This is a genomic window from Vibrio profundi, from assembly GCF_043642225.1.
GTDB classification, from domain to species: Bacteria; Pseudomonadota; Gammaproteobacteria; order Enterobacterales; family Vibrionaceae; genus Vibrio; species Vibrio profundi_A.
In genome coordinates, this window is sequence record NZ_JBHZSF010000006.1 from 1 (window position 1) to 20,075 (window position 20,075).

The following is a 20,075-nucleotide window of genomic DNA, read 5'->3' on the forward strand; positions in this document are numbered from 1 at the left end:
GTTCGAGTCCCGTCCACTCCGCCACTTATTAGAGAAGCCCAAGTCGAAAGACTTGGGCTTTTTTACGTCTGAAGAAAATAGCATACGTTAACCTTCATCTATTAACAGCTTTGCTTATAACGCAAAAGAAACAAATAGCTATCAACTACGTAGCTAAAGGTCATTGTCTATAAAGCATGAGAGCTTCTGTCTACTGCAGTTTTCCATGAGTGGAGTTATACATTCCGGGGATTGCTGCTAAAAGTCTTAAATGGTCTTTAGATAAAGAAACGCTCAGCAATAGCTGAGCGTTTGGGAACTAGAGAATTTGTTTAAGGATTCTATCGGCTTTAACTCTTGTTATCTTTCTTATGAGTTTTTGAACGGCGTCTGGGTAGCTTTCAATCTTGTCTAACTGCTTATAAGTGCAGATAAGTTCTGCTTGTTCCAGAATATTATCAACTTCAGATTGAAATTTCTCTGCAAGGTGATTGTAGTGATCTTGTATGAATATGCCGTTTTCGAGATCGAGCTTCCAAGCTCTTGGATTTAAATTATTGCCTGTTAGTAGCATGTAACGCTTATCGACCCAAATCCCTTTCAAGTGAAAGCTATTTTGGTCATGTTTCCATACATGTATAGATAGTTTGCGACTTGCGATATTTGCTTCATTGGCTTTGGCGAAACGACGCAAATTCAATTCATATAGATAAGGGAGCCCACCAATTGTTTTAAACTGCTCTTCTGGGGAAATGAAAAAGTCATTCGCAGTTTTGTCCCCGACAACGATGGTGACTTTGACTCCACGCTTAAGCGCTTTCTTAACTTCTTTAGCAAGGCTTTTAGGGAAGTTGAAGTATGGGGTGCAGATGAAAACTTCATCCTGTGCCTGCGCAATGAGTTGGTTAATTCCTTGATTAAGTCGATTACGGCGCTTTCCTATTCCGACCATTGGAGTTATAGCCACCTGTTCGGGCGCTACCTTCTCACCATTAAACTGATATTCAGAACGAGATAATGAAGCTCTGAGTTGGCGGATAGCCGGCTTAATTTCTTTTGTGGTAGGTTTTTGGTTACAGCACAAGTCGTTGACAGCGGGATCTTCGATCATCTCTGCTTTTACATAGTCGAACATAGAGTCAGCGAGTGCTTGATTCTCTACGACATGGTAGCGATCAAAGCGATAGCGGTCATGATAATTTAAATAGATGTTGTTGAGGCTAGCTCCGCTGTATATGACAGTGTCATCGATAACAAAGCCTTTAAGGTGTAATACACCAAAGACTTCTCTACCACGAACTGGTACACCATACACTGGCACTTTGTGCTCATAACGTTCAGCGAAAGCCTTGTACATTGCAGCATTGCCTTCGGAAGTTTCCGCACCAATTAGGCCGCGTTGTGCTCTGTGCCAATCAACACATACACTGACATCTAATTCCGGGTTGTTCTGTTTCGCTTCGTATAAGGTTGTAAGAACTTCTCGCCCAGCTTCATCATCTTCTAGATAAAGTGCGACCAAAGATATTCTGCTTTTAGCATTTTTTATCTCGCTTAACAAACGCAAACGAAATGCTTCTGCTGAAAGTAGTACTTCAAACTTATCAGGATCTTGCGCGATAGTCGGCAGCTGTTCGAATGGGTTCCTACTGGCAATCATATTGGCTGTTTTACCTTAAAATAATGCAAAATTGCGAATCGGCAATTTTACCAAAGTAGACTATCTCAATACTAGAAAATAGAGAGATTCTCTAACAATTTAGATGAAAATGCATTGGAATGAGATCTTTACCACTTTTGCCGTAGCGGTCATAAAGGTTTTTCAACTCGCTTGGTAGGTTATCTGGCTCGATCGTCTTAAAACCATGAGAAGCATAGAAGCTTTCGAGATGACGAAACGAAAAGCAATAATCACTAGAAGCGAGAGTGTTGATTCGACAAAACTCCATTAAGGAATGTCCTAATCCCTGGCCTCTATTTGACGTACTAATTACCATCCCAGTCAGTAATCTAAAACGGTCAATCGTTTTAAATCTCACGACGCCATGTAGCGCATTGTTAATTGAAAGTGTGAGAATCAACTCACTTCTATTTGCTCTACCTGAAGGGTAGTGCTGTTTGTAAAAGCGTTTAACTAAAGGGAGTTTGATTGGGTCTAGCTGTTCAATGATGACATTGTTCATTCAGTCACTGCACTATCTGAGATATCTAAGTTAGAATGGCTAAAGTTTAATTTAATTATTGATGGCCATGCAATTTTATCTGAATGCGAATTTAAAGCCTTTCCACACTTTCTCAATGGATCAGACTTGTGATGCCCTTGTAGAAATTACCTCTTTGGAAGAGTTAAAAGAAGTTTACCAATCTGAAGAATGGATGAATAAACCCAAGCTTTTGCTTGGTAAGGGCAGCAATGTTCTGTTCTGTGAACACTTTGAAGGGGTTGTGGTTGTCAATCGTCTGCTAGGGAAGTCTTTCCAAGAAGATAACGAGCATTATCGTATACATGTTGAGGGTGGAGAGGATTGGCCAAGTCTAGTCGAATGGACTGTGATGAAAGGTATTGGGGGCTTGGAGAATTTAGCCATGATCCCCGGGTGTGCTGGTTCAGCGCCAATTCAAAATATTGGTGCATATGGCGTCGAGTTTAAAGATGTGTGCGAGTACGTCGATTTTCTATGCTTTGAAGATATGAATATTCGGCGGTTATCGGTTAAAGAATGTAATTTTGGCTACCGAGATTCAATCTTTAAGCATGAGCTATATGAGAAAGGCGCAGTTGTAGGTATAGGCTTAAAGTTAACAAAAGCTTGGAAGGCTTGCTCTCACTACGGGCCTCTCCAAAGCTTAAGTCAGTCTGCGCTGAACCCGAGAGGTATCTTTGAGGCCGTCTGTGAAGTTCGTAGAAGCAAGTTACCAGATCCAAGCCTGCAGGGTAATGCTGGCAGCTTTTTCAAAAATCCGGAGATCTCGCATGATCATTTTGATCGTTTAACTGCCGTTTACCCAAATATCGTCGGTTACCCCGTCGGTGACAAGATCAAAGTCGCAGCTGGTTGGTTGATTGATCAAAGTGGATTCAAAGGAGTGACAATCGGAGGAGCTCAAGTTCACCCTAAGCAAGCGTTAGTGCTAATTAACCAAAATCATGCAAAACCATGCGACGTTGTCGAATTAGCAGCATTTATACGCGAAACGGTGTTAGAACGTTATGAGATAGCGCTAGAACATGAAGTTCGTTTTATCGGTGCAGCTAAAGAAACCAATTTATCCAAGATTCTCGAGGGCAACAAATGAGAGATCATCATACCAAGTTAACGTTGCTCGAATGCTTATCGGATGGTCAATTCCATTCTGGAGAGGCGCTTGGCGATAAAATAGGTGTATCTAGGGCAGCGATTAGCAAGCATATTAAAGGTATTCAAGAATGGGGAATTGATATATATCGAGTCCAAGGACGCGGGTATCAACTGGCTAATGAATTAGAGCTTCTTGATAGTAACAAATTAGAGACTCCACAAGGTTGTGGTTCAATCTGTGTCATTCCAGTGATTGATTCGACTAATCAATACCTTCTGGATCGAGTTAATCAGTTGGAGTCAGGTTCGGTTTGTCTGGCCGAGTACCAGTCAAGCGGAAGAGGCAGGCGCGGACGTCAATGGGTTTCTCCTTTTGGAGCTAACCTGTATCTGTCTATCTACTGGCGTTTGGATGCGGGCATGGCTGCAGCTATGGGGCTGAGTTTGGTAGTTGGAGTTGCAGTAGTTGAGGCGTTAGAAAAGCTCGGTGTGTACGGGATAAAACTCAAATGGCCAAATGACTTGTACTTTAATGACCAAAAGCTCGCGGGTATTTTGGTTGAAATGTCTGGTCAAGCAGGCGGCGCCGCTAATCTTGTTATTGGTATGGGGTTGAATATTGCGATGGATACCGGTACTGAAGATATCGATCAGCCTTGGACATCGTTAACTAAAGTTACCGGCGGAACTCTTCCGGGACGCAATCAACTTGCTCAAGCATTGATTGTTGCGCTACGAAATGCGCTGATTGACTACGAACAATCGGGAATGGTTGGCTTTGTGCCTAGATGGAACCGGTTAGATAACTTCTTAGGTCGGCAAGTGCGACTGATTATTGGACCTAGAGAAATAGAAGGCGAAGTAATGGGGATCGATGAACAGGGAGCGGTAATTCTCAAAAACGAAAACGGAATCCAGAGCTTTATTGGTGGAGAAATCTCTTTACGTAAAAACGATTAGAGGAGCGCTGCTCCTCTACTTTCTCAATAACACTTCTTCTACGGTATGGTTTTCACCTTTGCGTAAGATTAAGTGCGCACGCTCACGAGTAGGCTTGATATTTGTTTCCAAATTGAGGCCGTTAATAGAGCGCCAGATACTTTGTGCTTTTTCGACAGCGGCATGTTCTGTGAGTTTTGTATAATGCCCAAAGTATGAACCTGGCTTGGCAAATGCACCTTGCCTAAATTTCATGAACCTTTCTACATACCACTTTTCAATCAGTTCGCAGTCAGCGTCGACATATAGTGAAAAATCCAAGAAGTCTGAAATAAACACACGATGTGGTTCGTGTGGGTAGTTCATTCCGGTTTGTAAAACGTTAAGACCTTCAATGATCAGTACGTCAGGTAGGTCAACAATTTTTTCGTCGTCAGTAATATTGTAGGTCAAGTGCGAATACACTGGCGCTTTCACATTGCGCTTGCAAGCTTTTACATCGGAAACAAACTGAACCAAGCGTTTAATGTCGTAGGACTCAGGAAACCCCTTTTTTGACATCAGGCCTCTTTCTTCGAGTACTTCGTTAGGGTAAAGAAAGCCATCAGTCGTAATAAGCTCCACTTTGGGGTGGTTTTCCCATCGAGAAAGAAGCGCTTTCAGTAGCCTTGCTGTCGTACTTTTCCCAACTGCCACACTGCCTGCGATACCAATGATAAAAGGAGGAGCGTGTTCAGATTTCCCAAGAAATTGATGAAGGACTGAATTACGGCTTTGCCTTGCCTCAACATACAGATTGAGTAAGCGAGAAAGTGGAAGGTAGATGTCTACTGCTTCTTCTATCGTGAGCTTTTCGTTAATGCCTTGTAGCTCTTTTAAGTCTGACTCGGAAAGCGTCATTGGCACAGAACTGCGTAGTTCAGACCAACTTGCTCGGTCAAAAGACATAAATGGGCTCATACAATACTCAGTGTAAATTAATATTAAGAGCATGGAAAATACATCAAGCAGCTAATAAATCAAATGTCTAAGCGGCCAGAACGACGCATTTCGCGACTTAAATTCGTCTATTTGCTGCTTCTAACAATTAATTGCAGAGAAATTTAATTTTTTTTAAATTTACTATTGCAAGGTGGAAAATCATTCAATAAAATGCGCCCCACTTGTGCCGACTTAGCTCAGTAGGTAGAGCAACTGACTTGTAATCAGTAGGTCACCAGTTCGATTCCGGTAGTCGGCACCACTTTCTTACCTCCTAAGGGAGCGAGAAGAAAGCTTAAAAATTTGGAGGGGTTCCCGAGTGGCCAAAGGGAGCAGACTGTAAATCTGCCGGCACTGCCTTCGATGGTTCGAATCCGTCCCCCTCCACCATATTCTAAAGGTTAAATAGCTCAAAAGAGTTACGTGTTGCGTGCATCGTATAATGGCTATTACCTCAGCCTTCCAAGCTGATGATGCGGGTTCGATTCCCGCTGCACGCTCCAACTCATTTTGTGTGCTGATATAGCTCAGTCGGTAGAGCGCACCCTTGGTAAGGGTGAGGTCCCCAGTTCAAATCTGGGTATCAGCACCAGTCTAAAGCATACTTTTCCTTTTGATAAAATTAATGCCATATTTTTTGGTTGCGTGGTCTTAAAAGCCACCTAAATCCGTACCTAGAGGGACACCCCATGTCTAAAGAAAAATTTGAACGTACGAAACCGCACGTAAACGTTGGTACTATCGGCCACGTTGACCACGGTAAAACAACTCTAACAGCTGCTATCTGTACTACACTTTCTAAAGTGTACGGTGGTGAAGCGAAAGACTTCGCATCTATCGATAACGCTCCAGAAGAGCGTGAGCGCGGTATCACAATCGCAACTTCTCACGTTGAGTACGACACTCCAACTCGTCACTACGCACACGTAGACTGTCCAGGACACGCGGATTATGTTAAAAACATGATCACTGGTGCTGCACAAATGGACGGTGGTATCCTAGTTGTTGCTGCGACTGACGGCCCAATGCCTCAAACTCGTGAGCACATCCTACTTGGTCGTCAAGTTGGTATCCCTTACATCATCGTATTCATGAACAAATGTGACATGGTTGATGACGAAGAGCTACTTGAGCTAGTAGAAATGGAAGTTCGTGAACTTCTTTCTGAGTACGAATTCCCAGGTGATGACCTACCAGTAATCCAAGGTTCAGCTCTTGGTGCACTAAACGGCGAAAAGCAATGGGAAGACAAGATCATTGAGCTTGCAGAAGCACTAGATTCTTACATCCCAGAGCCAGAGCGTGCAGTAGACCAACCGTTCCTACTACCAATCGAAGACGTATTCTCGATCCAAGGTCGTGGTACTGTTGTAACTGGTCGTATCGAGCGTGGTATCCTACGTGTAGGTGACGAAGTAGAAATCGTTGGTATCAAAGAGACAACTCTTACTACTTGTACTGGTGTTGAAATGTTCCGTAAGCTGCTTGACGAAGGTCGTGCAGGTGAGAACGTTGGTGCACTACTACGTGGTACTAAGCGTGACGAAGTTGAACGTGGCCAAGTACTATCTGCTAAAGGTTCTATCAACCCACACACTAAGTTCGAGTCTGAAGTATACGTACTTTCTAAAGACGAAGGCGGCCGTCACACTCCTTTCTTCAAAGGTTACCGTCCACAGTTCTACTTCCGTACAACTGACGTAACAGGCGACATCACTCTACCAGAAGGCGTAGAAATGGTAATGCCAGGTGACAACGTTCAAATGACTGTTGAGCTAATCGCTCCAATCGCAATGGACGAAGGTCTACGTTTCGCTATCCGTGAAGGTGGCCGTACTGTAGGTGCTGGTGTTGTAGCTAAAATCTTTGCATAAGATTTGACTAACCACTAGTAAAAAGGGCATCATTTGATGCCCTTTTTCTGCGCTAAAAAAAGTGTAACTTGATTTCATATCAAATTTGTACTTCAAGCAAAGAATTCGATGGCTCAAATTGGTTAATTTGGCTGTCAAATGTGTTGTTCTGCAACGCAAAGGAATGTGCCCTGCAACAGCGGGGTTATTGTCGTCTATATTTAAGACTTATCACAGGTTGGTTTTATGAAAGCAAACGCTGAAACTCCTGATAGCTCAAGTGCAGCAGATACATTTAAGTGGGTAGTCGCTTTTGTTCTGCTAGCCGCCGCTGTTGTGGGTAATTACCTGTATGGTGAATTGTCTGTTGTAATTCGCGCTGCAGGTGTAGTTGTGCTGATTGCTGCCGCACTTGGCGTTGCAGCAACAACAACTAAAGGTAAAGCTGCGATCACGTTCGCTCAAGAGTCTCGAGTTGAAATTCGCAAAGTAGTTTGGCCTACTCGCCAAGAAACTATGCAAACTACGTTGATCGTTCTAGCTGTATGTATTGTTATGTCTCTAGTGCTTTGGGGAATTGACGGCATTATGGTTCGTCTAGTTTCTTTTGCTACTGGGGTGTGAGGGTTCTGATTCATGAGTGAAGCTCCAAAAAAACGTTGGTATGTAGTTCAAGCCTTTTCTGGTTTTGAAGGTCGTGTAGCACAGTCTCTACGCGAGCATATTAAAATGCACAACATGGAAGAATTGTTTGGCGACGTACTAGTACCTACTGAAGAAGTAGTGGAAATGCGTGCGGGTCAACGCCGTAAGAGCGAACGTAAGTTCTTCCCTGGCTACGTATTAGTGCAAATGATCATGAATGATGAATCATGGCACTTAGTTCGTAGTATTCCTCGTGTAATGGGCTTCATTGGTGGTACCTCTGATCGTCCTGCGCCTATCACTGATAAAGAAGCTGATGCTATTCTTAACCGTTTAGAGAAAGCAAGCGAAGCACCTCGTCCTAAGACGATGTTCGAAGCTGGTGAAGTGGTACGTGTTAACGATGGTCCATTTGCTGACTTCAACGGCACTGTTGAAGAAGTAGATTACGAGAAGAGCCGCATTAAGGTGTCTGTATCGATCTTTGGTCGTGCAACGCCAGTTGAGCTTGAATTTGGTCAGGTTGAAAAACTGGACTAAGACTCGATTAATTTGAGTAAGCTGTGGATAAATATTCAATAAGCTGTTCAAAATAAAAGAGTATAAAAATTCACCTTTTTAGGGTTGTTTAAGGCGCGAATTATGCTTATAATTTCGCGCCTTTTTGCAGGTATCACTGCAAAAAGATTTTAATGAAAATACGGGGAGCTTACCGAAAGGTTGGCGTATGAACCCAAAATTAGGAAATATCATGGCTAAGAAAGTTGAAGCTTATATCAAACTGCAAGTTGCAGCTGGTATGGCAAACCCGTCGCCACCGGTTGGTCCTGCTCTAGGTCAACACGGTGTGAACATCATGGAATTCTGTAAAGCGTTCAACGCAAAAACAGAATCTATTGAGAAAGGTCTTCCTACTCCAGTAGTAATTACTGTTTACAACGACCGCTCTTTCACGTTCCTAACTAAGACTCCACCTGCTGCTGTTCTTCTTAAGAAAGCTGCTGGCGTTAAGTCTGGTTCTGGTCGTCCAAACACTGAAAAAGTGGGTACAGTAACTGACGCTCAAATCCAAGAAATCGCAGAAACTAAAGCTGCTGATATGACTGGTGCTGACATCGAAGCAATGAAGCGTTCTATCGCTGGTACTGCTCGTTCAATGGGCCTAGTGGTAGAGGGATAAGATCATGGCAAAACTTACTAAGCGTATGCGCGTAATCCGCGAAAAAGTTGACGTAACTAAAGAGTACGAAATCAACGAAGCTGTTGCTCTTCTTAAAGAACTAGCTACTGCTAAATTCAATGAGTCTGTTGACGTTGCTGTTAACCTAGGCATTGATGCTCGTAAATCTGACCAAAACGTACGTGGCGCAACTGTGCTACCTCACGGTACTGGCCGTGAAATCCGCGTTGCTGTGTTCACTCAAGGTGCAAACGCAGAAGCAGCTAAAGAAGCTGGCGCTGATGTTGTAGGTATGGAAGATCTTGCTGAGCAAGTTAAGAAAGGCGAAATGAACTTCGACGTTGTTGTTGCTTCTCCAGATGCAATGCGTGTTGTTGGTCAACTAGGTACTATCTTAGGTCCACGCGGTCTTATGCCAAACCCTAAAGTTGGTACTGTAACTCCTAACGTTGCTGAAGCAGTTAAAAATGCTAAAGCTGGTCAGGTTCGTTACCGTAACGACAAGAACGGCATCATCCACACTACTATCGGTAAAGCATCTTTCGAAGCTAACCAGCTTCAAGAGAACCTAGAAGCACTTCTAGTTGCTCTTAAGAAAGCTAAGCCGTCTTCAGCGAAAGGTACTTTCCTGAAGAAAGTAAGCATCTCTACTACTATGGGTGCTGGTGTTGCTGTTGATCAGGCTAGCCTGAACACTCTAGCAAACTAATTTGCTTAGGCGCAGATTTATGTGTATACTTCTGCGCCTAATATTTGTGGTTGGGTGATTTTTGAAGTAATTCAAATCATCTATCCCAAGACCGTAGGCGCTGTACTCTTCGGAGATATGGCTTAATAAAACCTACGTAGGCGATGTTGTCGTTTGAAATGAATTTATTTGTTTTTAATAACATCGTAAACGCTCATTACATTTTGTAGTGAGTGCTGTAATCACAACCAGAGGTTAATCCAAATGGCTTTAAATCTTCAAGACAAAAAAGCAATTGTTGCTGAAGTCAACGAAGCTGCCAGTGGTGCACTTTCTGCAGTTGTAGCTGATTCTCGTGGCGTTGAAGTTGGCGCAATGACTTCTCTACGTAAGCAAGCTCGCGAAGCGGGTGTTTACGTGAAAGTTGTTCGTAACACACTAGCACGCCGTGCGGTTCAAGGTACAGACTACGAGTGTCTAGTAGACACTTTCACTGGTCCTACTCTGATCGCATTCTCTAACGAGCACCCAGGTGCTGCAGCGCGTCTTTTCAAAGACTTCGCTAAAGAGAATAAAGATTTCGAGATCAAAGCTGCTGCATTTGAAGGCGCAGTTACTGATGCTGAAGTACTAGCGACACTACCAACTTACGACGAAGCAATTGCACGCCTAATGATGTGCATGAAAGAAGCTTCTGCTGGCAAGCTGGTACGTACTATCGCTGCACTACGCGACCAAAAAGAAGAAGCTGCGGCTTAAGCCTTGCTTTTCACTGGTTGCTAAATAAACTTATTGTTGACTTAAAAGAGAATTGTTATGTCTATTACTAACGAGCAAATCCTAGACGCAGTTGCAGAAATGTCTGTAATGCAAGTTGTTGAACTAATCGAAGCTATGGAAGAGAAATTCGGTGTATCTGCTGCTGCTGCAGTAGTTGCAGGTGGCGCAGCTGGCGGCGAAGCTGCTGCTGAGCAAACTGAATTTGACGTAATCCTAACTGCTGCTGGCGGTAACAAAGTTTCTGTTATCAAAGCAGTACGTGGCGCAACAGGTCTAGGCCTTAAAGAAGCTAAAGGTCTTGTAGACTCAGCTCCAGCACCTCTAAAAGAAGGCGTTGACAAAGCTGAAGCTGAAGCTCTTAAAGCACAGCTAGAAGAAGCAGGCGCTTCTGTTGAAATCAAGTAATTATTATTACTTAATTTCTTAGCCGATAGGCTAATGGCTGGTGGTTATTTAACCACCGGCCTTTTTGCGCTGTAGGGCTTTGATGAATTTTCCCGCTGTTTAAACATCATCGTCTGAGCAAAAAACCAATTCATGTTTTCGAAATGATTGGTAACTACAGTAAACAGCTGTTAGTCACTACCCCCTCTATGAGAGTGTTTTGGGTAGTTTGGGTCACTTATCAGCGAGCTGAGGAACCCCATGGTTTACTCCTATACCGAGAAAAAGCGCATCCGTAAGGACTTTGGTACTCGTCCACAAGTTTTGGACATTCCATACCTGTTATCGATCCAGCTTGATTCTTTCGACAAATTCATCGAACAGGATCCAGAAGGTCAATACGGTCTTGAAGCTGCTTTCCGTTCTGTATTTCCAATTCAGAGCTACAACGGCAATTCTGAGCTGCAATACGTTAGCTACCGTCTTGGTGAGCCAGTTTTTGACGTTAAAGAATGTCAAATCCGCGGTGTTACTTACTCAAAGCCACTACGCGTAAAACTACGTCTAGTTATCTTTGATCGAGATGCACCAGCAGGTACTGTAAAAGACATTAAAGAACAAGAAGTCTACATGGGCGAAATTCCGCTTATGACAGACAATGGTACTTTCGTAATTAATGGTACCGAGAGGGTTATCGTATCCCAGCTGCACCGAAGCCCAGGCGTGTTCTTCGACAGTGATAAGGGTAAGACCCACTCATCAGGTAAAGTTCTTTATAACGCACGTGTAATTCCTTACCGTGGCTCATGGTTAGACTTTGAGTTCGATCCTAAGGATAACTTATTCGTACGTATCGACCGTCGTCGTAAGCTACCAGCATCGATTATTCTTCGTGCACTTGGTAAATCGACTGAAGAGATCCTAGATCTGTTCTTCGACAAAGTGAACTTCGAAGTTAAAGACCAAACTCTTCTTATGGAGTTGGTTCCTGATCGTCTACGTGGTGAAACTGCGTCATTCGACATCGAAGCAAACGGCAAAACTTACGTTGAGACTGGTCGTCGTGTTACTGCTCGTCATATCCGTCAACTTGAAAAAGATGGCGTTGAGCACATCGAAGTACCAGTAGAGTACATCGTTGGTAAAGTTGCATCTAAAGATTACATCAATGAAGCAACTGGCGAGATCATCGTTGGCGCGAACCAAGAGATTAGCCTAGAAGCACTTGCTAACCTGTCTCAAGCAGGTCACAAGGCTCTACAAACTCTGTTCACGAATGACCTAGATCACGGTCCATTCATGTCAGACACTCTACGTGCAGATAGCACAGTAGATCGCATCTCTGCATTGGTAGAAATCTACCGCATGATGCGTCCTGGCGAGCCACCAACGAAAGAAGCTGCAGAGTCTCTATTCGAAAGCCTATTCTTCTCTGAAGAACGTTACGACCTATCAACTGTAGGCCGTATGAAGTTCAACAGCTCTATCGAGCGTGAAGAAGAAGAAGAGCGCGGTACTCTGGATGAATCAGACATCATCGAAGTGATGAAGAAACTGATTGGTATCCGTAACGGCATTGGTGAAGTGGACGATATCGACCACCTTGGCAACCGTCGTATCCGTTCTGTAGGTGAAATGGCAGAAAACCAATTCCGTGTTGGTCTAGTTCGTGTAGAACGTGCCGTTAAAGAACGCCTAAGCCTTGGTGACCTTGATGCAATCATGCCTCAAGATCTTATCAACGCTAAGCCGATCTCTGCTGCAGTTAAAGAATTCTTTGGCTCCTCACAGCTTTCACAGTTCATGGACCAAAACAACCCATTGTCAGAAGTTACGCACAAACGTCGTATCTCTGCTTTAGGTCCTGGTGGTCTTACTCGTGAGCGCGCAGGCTTCGAAGTACGTGACGTTCACGTAACTCACTACGGTCGTCTATGTCCGATCGAAACGCCTGAAGGTCCAAACATCGGTCTAATTAACTCGCTATCTGCGTTTGCACGTTGTAACGATTACGGTTTCCTAGAAACTCCGTACCGTCGTGTAGTCGATGGTGTAGTAACAGAAGAAGTTGATTACCTGTCTGCAATTCAGGAAGGTCAATTCGTAATCGCGCAAGCAAACACCATTCTTACTGAAGAAGGTACGTTTGCAGATGAGCTAATCACAGCTCGTCAAAAAGGTGAATCTGGTCTTCACCCACGCGATCACGTTGACTACATGGACGTTGCGACAAACCAAGTAGTATCTATCGCTGCCTCGCTTATCCCGTTCCTAGAACACGATGATGCGAACCGTGCATTGATGGGTGCGAACATGCAACGTCAAGCAGTTCCAACTCTAAAAGCTGATAAGCCTCTAGTTGGTACTGGTATTGAGCGTAACATCGCAGTTGACTCTGGTGTTACAGCGGTTGCTAAGCGTGGCGGTCAAGTTCAGTCTGTAGACGCTTCTCGTATCGTAGTTAAGGTTAACGAAGATGAGCTAGTACCTGGCGAAGCTGGTATTGACATCTACAACCTAACTAAGTACACGCGTTCTAACCAAAACACATGTATTAACCAACGCCCTACAGTGCTTCCAGGTGAACCTGTATCACGTGGTGACGTACTAGCTGACGGTCCTTCAACAGACCTTGGTGAGCTAGCACTTGGTCAAAACATGCGTATCGCATTCATGCCTTGGAACGGCTACAACTTCGAAGACTCGATCTTAGTATCTGAGCGCGTAGTTCAAGAAGACCGTTTCACGACTATCCACATCCAAGAACTATCTTGTGTGGCTCGTGATACTAAGCTGGGCTCTGAAGAGATCACAGCTGATATTCCAAACGTAGGTGAGTCTGCTCTGTCTAAACTAGACGAGTCAGGTATCGTTTACATTGGTGCTGAAGTTAAGGGTGGCGACATCCTAGTTGGTAAAGTAACACCTAAAGGTGAAACTCAACTGACTCCTGAAGAGAAGCTACTACGTGCGATCTTCGGTGAGAAAGCATCTGATGTTAAAGATACTTCTCTACGTGTACCAAACTCTGTTTCAGGTACGATCATCGATGTACAAGTCTTCACTCGCGATGGCGTAGAGAAAGACAAGCGTGCACTTGAAATCGAACAAATGCAGCTGAAAGAAGCTAAGAAAGATCTAACTGAAGAATTCCAGATTCTTGAGGGTGGCCTTCTTAACCGTGTTAAAGCTGTACTTCTTTCTGGTGGTTACTCTGAAGCTAAGCTTGATGCAATCGGCCGTAAGAAATGGCTAGAGCAAGCACTAGAAGACGACGCACTACAATCACAGCTTGAGCAACTTGCTGAGCAGTGGGATGAGCTAAAAGCAGACTTCGATAAGAAGTTTGAAACTAAGCGTCGTAAGATCACTCAAGGTGATGATCTAGCGCCTGGCGTACTGAAGATTGTTAAGGTTTACCTAGCAGTTAAACGTCGCATTCAGCCTGGTGATAAGATGGCGGGTCGTCACGGTAACAAAGGTGTAATCTCTAAGATTAACCCTGTTGAAGACATGCCATACGATGAGAAAGGTCAGCCTGTAGACATCGTACTTAACCCACTGGGTGTACCATCGCGTATGAACATCGGTCAGATCCTAGAAGTACACTTAGGTTTGGCTGCGAAAGGTATCGGTGACAAGATCAACCAAATGGTTAAGGAACAACAAGAACTGCATAAGTTCCGTGAGTTCCTACAGAAGGTTTACGATCTTGGTGATACTCGTCAGAAAGTTGATATTGCTGAACTGTCTGATGATCAAGTTCGTACTCTGATCAAGAACTTACGTGGCGGTCTACCGATTGCTACTCCTGTGTTCGACGGTGCTTCTGAAGCGTTAATCAAAGAACTACTTAAACTGGGTGACTTACCAGAATCTGGTCAGCTAACTCTGTTTGATGGTCGTACTGGTGATGCGTTTGAGCGTCCTGTAACTGTTGGTTACATGTACATGCTGAAACTGAACCACCTTGTTGATGACAAGATGCACGCTCGTTCGACTGGTTCTTACAGCCTAGTAACTCAGCAACCACTTGGTGGTAAAGCTCAGTTCGGTGGTCAGCGTTTCGGTGAGATGGAAGTATGGGCACTAGAAGCATACGGTGCTGCATATACTCTACAAGAAATGCTAACAGTTAAGTCGGATGACGTTAATGGCCGTACTAAGATGTATAAGAACATCGTAGATGGCAATCATAGCATGGAACCTGGCATGCCAGAATCGTTCAACGTATTGTTGAAAGAGATCCGCTCGCTAGGTATCAACATCGAGCTAGAAGACGAAGAGTAATCCCTCGGGATTATTTGGTAGAAGGGGGCTCACTTTAGCTGGTGGGCTCCTTTTAACTCCTTACAGGAGCTGAATGTGAAAGACTTATTAAACTTTCTAAAAGCACAGCATAAGACCGAAGAATTTGATGCTATCAAAATCGGTCTATCTTCACCTGACATGATCCGTTCATGGTCTTTTGGTGAAGTTAAAAAACCTGAGACGATCAACTATCGTACGTTCAAACCTGAGCGCGATGGTCTGTTCTGTGCGCGTATCTTTGGTCCAGTTAAAGACTACGAATGTCTTTGTGGCAAATACAAGCGTCTGAAACACCGTGGTGTTATCTGTGAGAAGTGTGGCGTTGAAGTTACACAAACTAAAGTTCGTCGTGACCGTATGGGCCACATCGAGCTTGCTTCACCAGTTGCTCACATCTGGTTCCTAAAATCACTACCGTCTCGTATCGGTCTACTAATGGATATCCCACTGCGTGATATCGAACGTGTTCTTTACTTCGAAATGTACGTAGTAACTGAACCAGGTATGACTGATCTAGAAAAATCTCAGATGCTTACTGAAGAAGAGTATCTGGATCGTCTAGAAGAGTGGGGTGACGAATTCACTGCTAAGATGGGTGCGGAAGCGATCAAAGATCTGCTTTCAACTATGGACCTTCATCAAGAAGCAGAAGAAATGCGCGAAGAGTTGGAAACAACTAACTCTGAAACTAAGCGTAAGAAAGTCACTAAGCGTTTGAAGCTAGTTGAAGCATTCATCCAGTCTGGTAACGATCCACAATGGATGATTCTGACTGTACTTCCTGTGCTTCCGCCAGATCTACGTCCTCTAGTACCTCTAGATGGCGGTCGTTTTGCGACTTCAGATCTGAACGACCTTTACCGTCGTGTGATCAACCGTAACAACCGTTTGAAGCGCCTTCTAGAGCTAGCTGCTCCGGACATCATCGTACGTAACGAAAAGCGTATGCTGCAAGAGTCTGTTGATGCACTTCTAGATAACGGTCGTCGTGGTCGTGCAATCACAGGTTCGAACAAGCGTCCTCTGAAATCTCTTGCTGATATGATCAAGGGTAAACAAGGTCGTTTCCGTCAGAACCTTCTAGGTAAACGTGTAGACTACTCTGGCCGTTCTGTAATCACAGTAGGTCCATACCTTCGTCTGCACCAGTGTGGTCTTCCTAAGAAGATGGCACTTGAGCTATTCAAGCCATTTATCTACAGCAAGCTAGAAACTCGTGGCATGGCTACGACAATCAAAGCTGCTAAGAAGATGGTAGAGCGCGAAGAAGCGATCGTTTGGGATATCCTAGACGAAGTAATCCGCGAACACCCAGTACTACTTAACCGTGCACCTACACTTCACCGTCTAGGTATCCAAGCGTTTGAACCAGTACTAATCGAAGGTAAAGCGATCCAGCTTCACCCACTAGTGTGTGCGGCATACAACGCCGACTTCGATGGTGACCAAATGGCGGTTCACGTGCCTCTAACTCTAGAAGCACAGCTTGAAGCTCGTACCCTAATGATGTCGACAAACAACATTCTGTCGCCAGCATCGGGTGATCCGATCATCGTACCTTCTCAGGACGTTGTATTGGGTCTTTACTACATGACACGTGAGAAAATCAACGTGAAAGGTGAAGGTATGTACCTTGCAGGCCCTGAAGAGGCTGAGAAGGCATACCGCACTAAGACTGCTGAGCTACACGCTCGCGTTAAAGTGCGTATCACTGAAACAGTAGTAGACGAAGATGGCAATAGCACTACAGAGACTAAACTGGTTGATACAACTGTTGGTCGTGCAATGCTATGGCAAATCGTACCGAAAGGTCTTCCGTACAGCATCGTTAACCAAAAGCTAGGTAAGAAACAAATCTCTAACCTACTTAACGAAGCGTACCGTAAGCTTGGTCTTAAAGACACGGTAGTATTCGCTGACCAAATCATGTACGCAGGTTTTGCTTACGCAGCACTTTCTGGTGTTTCTGTAGGTATTAACGACATGGTTGTACCTCAAGCGAAATACGACGAAATCGAATCTGCTGAAGAAGAAGTTCGTGAAATCCAAGAGCAATTCCAATCTGGTCTTGTTACTGCGGGTGAGCGTTACAACAAAGTTATCGATATCTGGGCGTCAACGAACGACCGCGTTGCGAAAGCGATGATGGATAACCTATCTTCTGAAACTGTTGTTAACCGCGACGGTGAAGAAGAGCAGCAAGAATCGTTCAACAGCATCTACATGATGGCCGACTCGGGCGCTCGTGGTTCTGCAGCTCAGATTCGTCAGCTAGCAGGTATGCGTGGTCTGATGGCGCGTCCAGATGGTTCAATCATCGAAACGCCGATCACAGCGAACTTTAAAGAAGGTCTAAACGTCCTTCAGTACTTTATCTCAACGCACGGTGCTCGTAAGGGTCTTGCGGATACAGCACTGAAAACAGCGAACTCGGGTTACCTAACTCGTCGTCTAGTAGACGTTGCTCAAGACGTTGTAGTTCACGAACATGACTGTGGCACGCACGAAGGTATCGACATGATGCCTCACATCGAAGGTGGTGACGTTAAAGTTGCACTTTCTGAGCTTGCTCTAGGTCGTGTAGTTGCTGAAGACGTTCTTAAACCAGGTACTGAAGATGTACTGATCCCACGTAATACTCTAATTGATGAGAAGTGGTGTCAGATCATGGAAGACAACTCAGTAGATAGCATGAAAGTGCGCTCTGTTGTTACCTGTGATGCAGACTTCGGTTGTTGTGCACAGTGTTACGGTCGTGACCTAGCACGTGGTCACCTAGTGAACCAAGGTGAAGCAGTTGGTGTTATCGCTGCTCAGTCTATCGGTGAACCGGGTACACAGCTAACGATGCGTACGTTCCACATCGGTGGTGCGGCATCTACTGCAGCAGCAGAGAACAGCATCCAAGCTAAGACAACTGGTACTGTGAAACTTCACAACGCTAAGTTCGTAATCAACAAAGACAAGAAACTGGTCATCACTTCTCGTGCATCTGAGATGACGATTATTGATGAGTTCGGTCGTACGAAAGAGAAGCACAAACTTCCTTACGGTTCTACGCTAAACAAGGCAGACAGCGATGCTGTTGAAGCTGGTGAAGTGGTAGCTAACTGGGAAGCGCACACAATGCCAATCATCACTGAAGTGGCAGGTCGCATCCAGTTCGTAGACATGATCGACGGTGTTACAGTAGCTCGCCAAACAGATGACCTAACGGGTCTATCTTCAAGCGAAGTAACTGATGCAGCAGCGCGTCCAGCAGCAGGTAAAGATATGCGTCCAGCTATCAAACTTGTTGATGCGGCAGGTAACGACGTAATGATCCCTGGTACTGATATGCCAGCTCACTACTTCCTACCTGGTAAAGCGATTGTAAACATCGAAGATGGCGCAGAAGTTGGCATTGGTGACACTCTTGCACGTATCCCTCAGAAGTCTGGCGGAAACAAAGATATCACCGGTGGTCTACCACGCGTAGCTGACCTATTCGAAGCTCGTAAGCCGAAAGAGCCTGCGATCCTTGCTGAACACACAGGTACTGTGTCTTTCGGTAAAGAAACGAAAGGTAAGCGTCGTCTAGTAATCACTCGCGAAGGTGGCGACACTTACGAAGAGATGATTCCTAAGCACCGTCAACTTAACGTGTTTGAAGGTGAGAAGATCGAACGTGGTGATGTAATCGCTGATGGTCCAGAGACTCCACATGACATTCTACGTCTACGTGGCATTCACGCTGTGACTCAGTACATCGCAAACGAAGTACAAGAAGTTTACCGTCTACAAGGCGTAAAGATTAACGATAAGCACATCGAGACTATCGTTCGTCAAATGCTACGTAAGTGTACTATTACACACGCTGGTGACTCTGAGTTCCTACCTGGTGAGCAAGTTGAGTACTCTCAAGTTAAGATTGCTAACCGTGCTCTAGAAGCAGAAGGTAAAGAACTGGTTCGTTTCGAACGTGAACTACTTGGTATCACGAAAGCTTCTCTTGCAACTGAATCATTTATTTCAGCGGCGTCATTCCAAGAGACAACTCGCGTACTAACAGAAGCTGCGGTTTCTGGTAAGCGTGATGATCTACGTGGTCTGAAAGAGAACGTAATTGTTGGTCGTCTGATCCCAGCTGGTACTGGTTTCGCATACCACCAAGATCGTCAAAAGCAACGTGAAGAGCAAGAAGGTCCATCTGCAGAACAAGCGACAGATAACCTAGCAGCACTTCTAAATGCTGGCTTCTCTTCTGACGAGTAATCGTTAAGTCGATTGTTCATTAGAACTAAAAAAGGCACCTTCGGGTGCCTTTTTTGTTTCTGTCGTTGTAGAAAATACGTCTATGCGAGCTTTAAAGCACGATTTACATCAGCCTTTGAAAGGTAGTATTGGAAAGAGAGTAAAAGGGGCTAGCAGGAAATGGACGAGTAGATGGTGTGAAGCTAAACCATAATTCTTAGACAAAACGAAAAGCTTGCACAATGGCAAGCTTAGAGAATGGTCATGTCAATTAAGCGCCTGGCGGTACCGCTAGACTGTCAGCAATTTGCTGAATTAATTGATCTTCGACTTCAAACCTTGCTTCGATAATTTCACCAATCAGAGAAAGGTCGCTATCAAAGCTTTCCAGTTCATCGTTGTTTGCAATCGCGGCATACCTATCGGTGAAGTTGAGAAGAGGCTCTGTCGTGAGCACGATATGACCATAAGTTTGGTTAATCTCTTCCGTCACCTTAAAGCCGGTCGCCTGCCATTTATCCATTACCATGTCATAGATCTTGAAGTGGCCTTCCGAAATATAATCGACTAGATGTTGGCAAAAAGATTGAAGTTCTTCAGAAGAAGGGAGTTCAGCGATGGTGGTGGTTTTGGTTGAGCAGGGTTGAAGCGCAGCAAGTTTACAATATTCGACAATCAAGGATTGACGAGTTTCTAGCCAATGGTCGATGACTTCATTTGAGCCACTCCACTGTTCTTGTGTTTGTTTGAATTTATTTAGCATGACCATGTCCTCATGATCTGATCACAGCCGTGTGATCAAA

The 20,075-nt window shown here is 44.5% G+C and carries 15 protein-coding genes and 4 tRNA genes; 15 read left to right on the plus strand and 4 right to left on the minus strand.

The window, feature by feature from the left end; genetic code table 11:
- Positions 1–298: 298 nt before the first annotated feature.
- Together pssA and ACHUFI_RS11010 are read right to left on the minus strand one after the other, a co-directional pair.
- Positions 299–1,639, minus strand: coding sequence for a CDP-diacylglycerol--serine O-phosphatidyltransferase (pssA, locus tag ACHUFI_RS11005; RefSeq protein WP_394249079.1), 1,341 nt, complete (start codon positions 1,637–1,639; stop codon positions 299–301).
- Between the two features lie 91 nt (positions 1,640–1,730).
- The gene (locus tag ACHUFI_RS11010; RefSeq protein ID WP_394249081.1) at positions 1,731–2,162 is read right to left on the minus strand and encodes a GNAT family N-acetyltransferase; all 432 of its coding nucleotides are present in this window, start codon (positions 2,160–2,162) and stop codon (positions 1,731–1,733) included.
- A 67-nt stretch (positions 2,163–2,229) separates the two neighbouring features.
- Between ACHUFI_RS11010 and murB the strand changes: the two genes are divergently transcribed.
- Both murB and birA read left to right on the plus strand, forming a co-directional pair.
- Positions 2,230–3,276, plus strand: a complete 1,047-nt coding sequence (gene murB / locus ACHUFI_RS11015) for a UDP-N-acetylmuramate dehydrogenase (protein ID WP_394249083.1) — start codon at positions 2,230–2,232, stop codon at positions 3,274–3,276.
- Entirely contained in the window at positions 3,273–4,238 is a 966-nt protein-coding gene (gene birA / locus ACHUFI_RS11020) for a bifunctional biotin--[acetyl-CoA-carboxylase] ligase/biotin operon repressor BirA (RefSeq protein ID WP_394249085.1), read from the plus strand. Before murB ends, birA begins: the two co-directional genes overlap by 4 nt.
- Positions 4,239–4,253: 15 nt before the next feature.
- On the opposite strand, the gene coaA is transcribed toward birA, so the two are convergent.
- Positions 4,254–5,177, minus strand: coding sequence for a type I pantothenate kinase (coaA, locus tag ACHUFI_RS11025; RefSeq protein WP_394249087.1), 924 nt, complete (start codon positions 5,175–5,177; stop codon positions 4,254–4,256).
- 207 nt (positions 5,178–5,384) lie between these two features.
- Between coaA and ACHUFI_RS11030 the strand changes: the two genes are divergently transcribed.
- The 13 genes from ACHUFI_RS11030 to rpoC all read left to right on the plus strand — a co-directional run bounded on the left by ACHUFI_RS11030 (position 5,385) and on the right by rpoC (position 19,293).
- A tRNA-Thr gene (locus ACHUFI_RS11030) sits at positions 5,385–5,460 on the plus strand.
- Positions 5,461–5,503: 43 nt separating this feature from the next.
- Positions 5,504–5,588 (plus strand) — tRNA-Tyr (locus ACHUFI_RS11035).
- A 38-nt stretch (positions 5,589–5,626) separates the two neighbouring features.
- A tRNA-Gly gene (locus ACHUFI_RS11040) sits at positions 5,627–5,701 on the plus strand.
- A gap of 13 nt (positions 5,702–5,714) precedes the next feature.
- Positions 5,715–5,790: transfer RNA gene (locus tag ACHUFI_RS11045), tRNA-Thr, on the plus strand.
- 97 nt (positions 5,791–5,887) lie between these two features.
- Positions 5,888–7,072 carry an elongation factor Tu gene (gene tuf, locus ACHUFI_RS11050; protein ID WP_394249089.1) on the plus strand — a complete coding sequence of 395 codons (1,185 nt, stop codon included), beginning with the start codon at positions 5,888–5,890 and terminating at the stop codon, positions 7,070–7,072.
- A 225-nt stretch (positions 7,073–7,297) separates the two neighbouring features.
- Positions 7,298–7,675: a preprotein translocase subunit SecE gene (secE, locus tag ACHUFI_RS11055; RefSeq protein ID WP_137358488.1), complete on the plus strand. Its 378-nt coding sequence runs from the start codon at positions 7,298–7,300 to the stop codon at positions 7,673–7,675.
- Positions 7,676–7,687: 12 nt separating this feature from the next.
- Positions 7,688–8,236 carry a transcription termination/antitermination protein NusG gene (gene nusG / locus ACHUFI_RS11060; RefSeq protein ID WP_032549909.1) on the plus strand — a complete coding sequence of 183 codons (549 nt, stop codon included), beginning with the start codon at positions 7,688–7,690 and terminating at the stop codon, positions 8,234–8,236.
- A 211-nt stretch (positions 8,237–8,447) separates the two neighbouring features.
- Positions 8,448–8,876 carry a 50S ribosomal protein L11 gene (rplK, locus tag ACHUFI_RS11065; RefSeq protein ID WP_137358692.1) on the plus strand — a complete coding sequence of 143 codons (429 nt, stop codon included), beginning with the start codon at positions 8,448–8,450 and terminating at the stop codon, positions 8,874–8,876.
- Between the two features lie 4 nt (positions 8,877–8,880).
- Complete coding sequence (gene rplA, locus ACHUFI_RS11070) at positions 8,881–9,585, plus strand: 50S ribosomal protein L1 (RefSeq protein ID WP_137358489.1); 705 nt, start codon at positions 8,881–8,883, stop codon at positions 9,583–9,585.
- Positions 9,586–9,828: 243 nt separating this feature from the next.
- Positions 9,829–10,323 carry a 50S ribosomal protein L10 gene (gene rplJ, locus ACHUFI_RS11075; RefSeq protein WP_137358490.1) on the plus strand — a complete coding sequence of 165 codons (495 nt, stop codon included), beginning with the start codon at positions 9,829–9,831 and terminating at the stop codon, positions 10,321–10,323.
- Between the two features lie 57 nt (positions 10,324–10,380).
- Positions 10,381–10,749: a 50S ribosomal protein L7/L12 gene (gene rplL / locus ACHUFI_RS11080; protein WP_137358491.1), complete on the plus strand. Its 369-nt coding sequence runs from the start codon at positions 10,381–10,383 to the stop codon at positions 10,747–10,749.
- A 240-nt stretch (positions 10,750–10,989) separates the two neighbouring features.
- Entirely contained in the window at positions 10,990–15,018 is a 4,029-nt protein-coding gene (gene rpoB / locus ACHUFI_RS11085; protein ID WP_394249092.1) for a DNA-directed RNA polymerase subunit beta, read from the plus strand.
- Positions 15,019–15,093: 75 nt separating this feature from the next.
- The gene (gene rpoC / locus ACHUFI_RS11090) at positions 15,094–19,293 is read left to right on the plus strand and encodes a DNA-directed RNA polymerase subunit beta' (RefSeq protein ID WP_394249094.1); all 4,200 of its coding nucleotides are present in this window, start codon (positions 15,094–15,096) and stop codon (positions 19,291–19,293) included.
- Between the two features lie 250 nt (positions 19,294–19,543).
- Here rpoC and rsd read toward each other — a convergent pair whose 3' ends face one another.
- Entirely contained in the window at positions 19,544–20,041 is a 498-nt protein-coding gene (gene rsd, locus ACHUFI_RS11095; protein ID WP_394249096.1) for a sigma D regulator, read from the minus strand.
- Positions 20,042–20,075 lie beyond the last annotated feature (34 nt).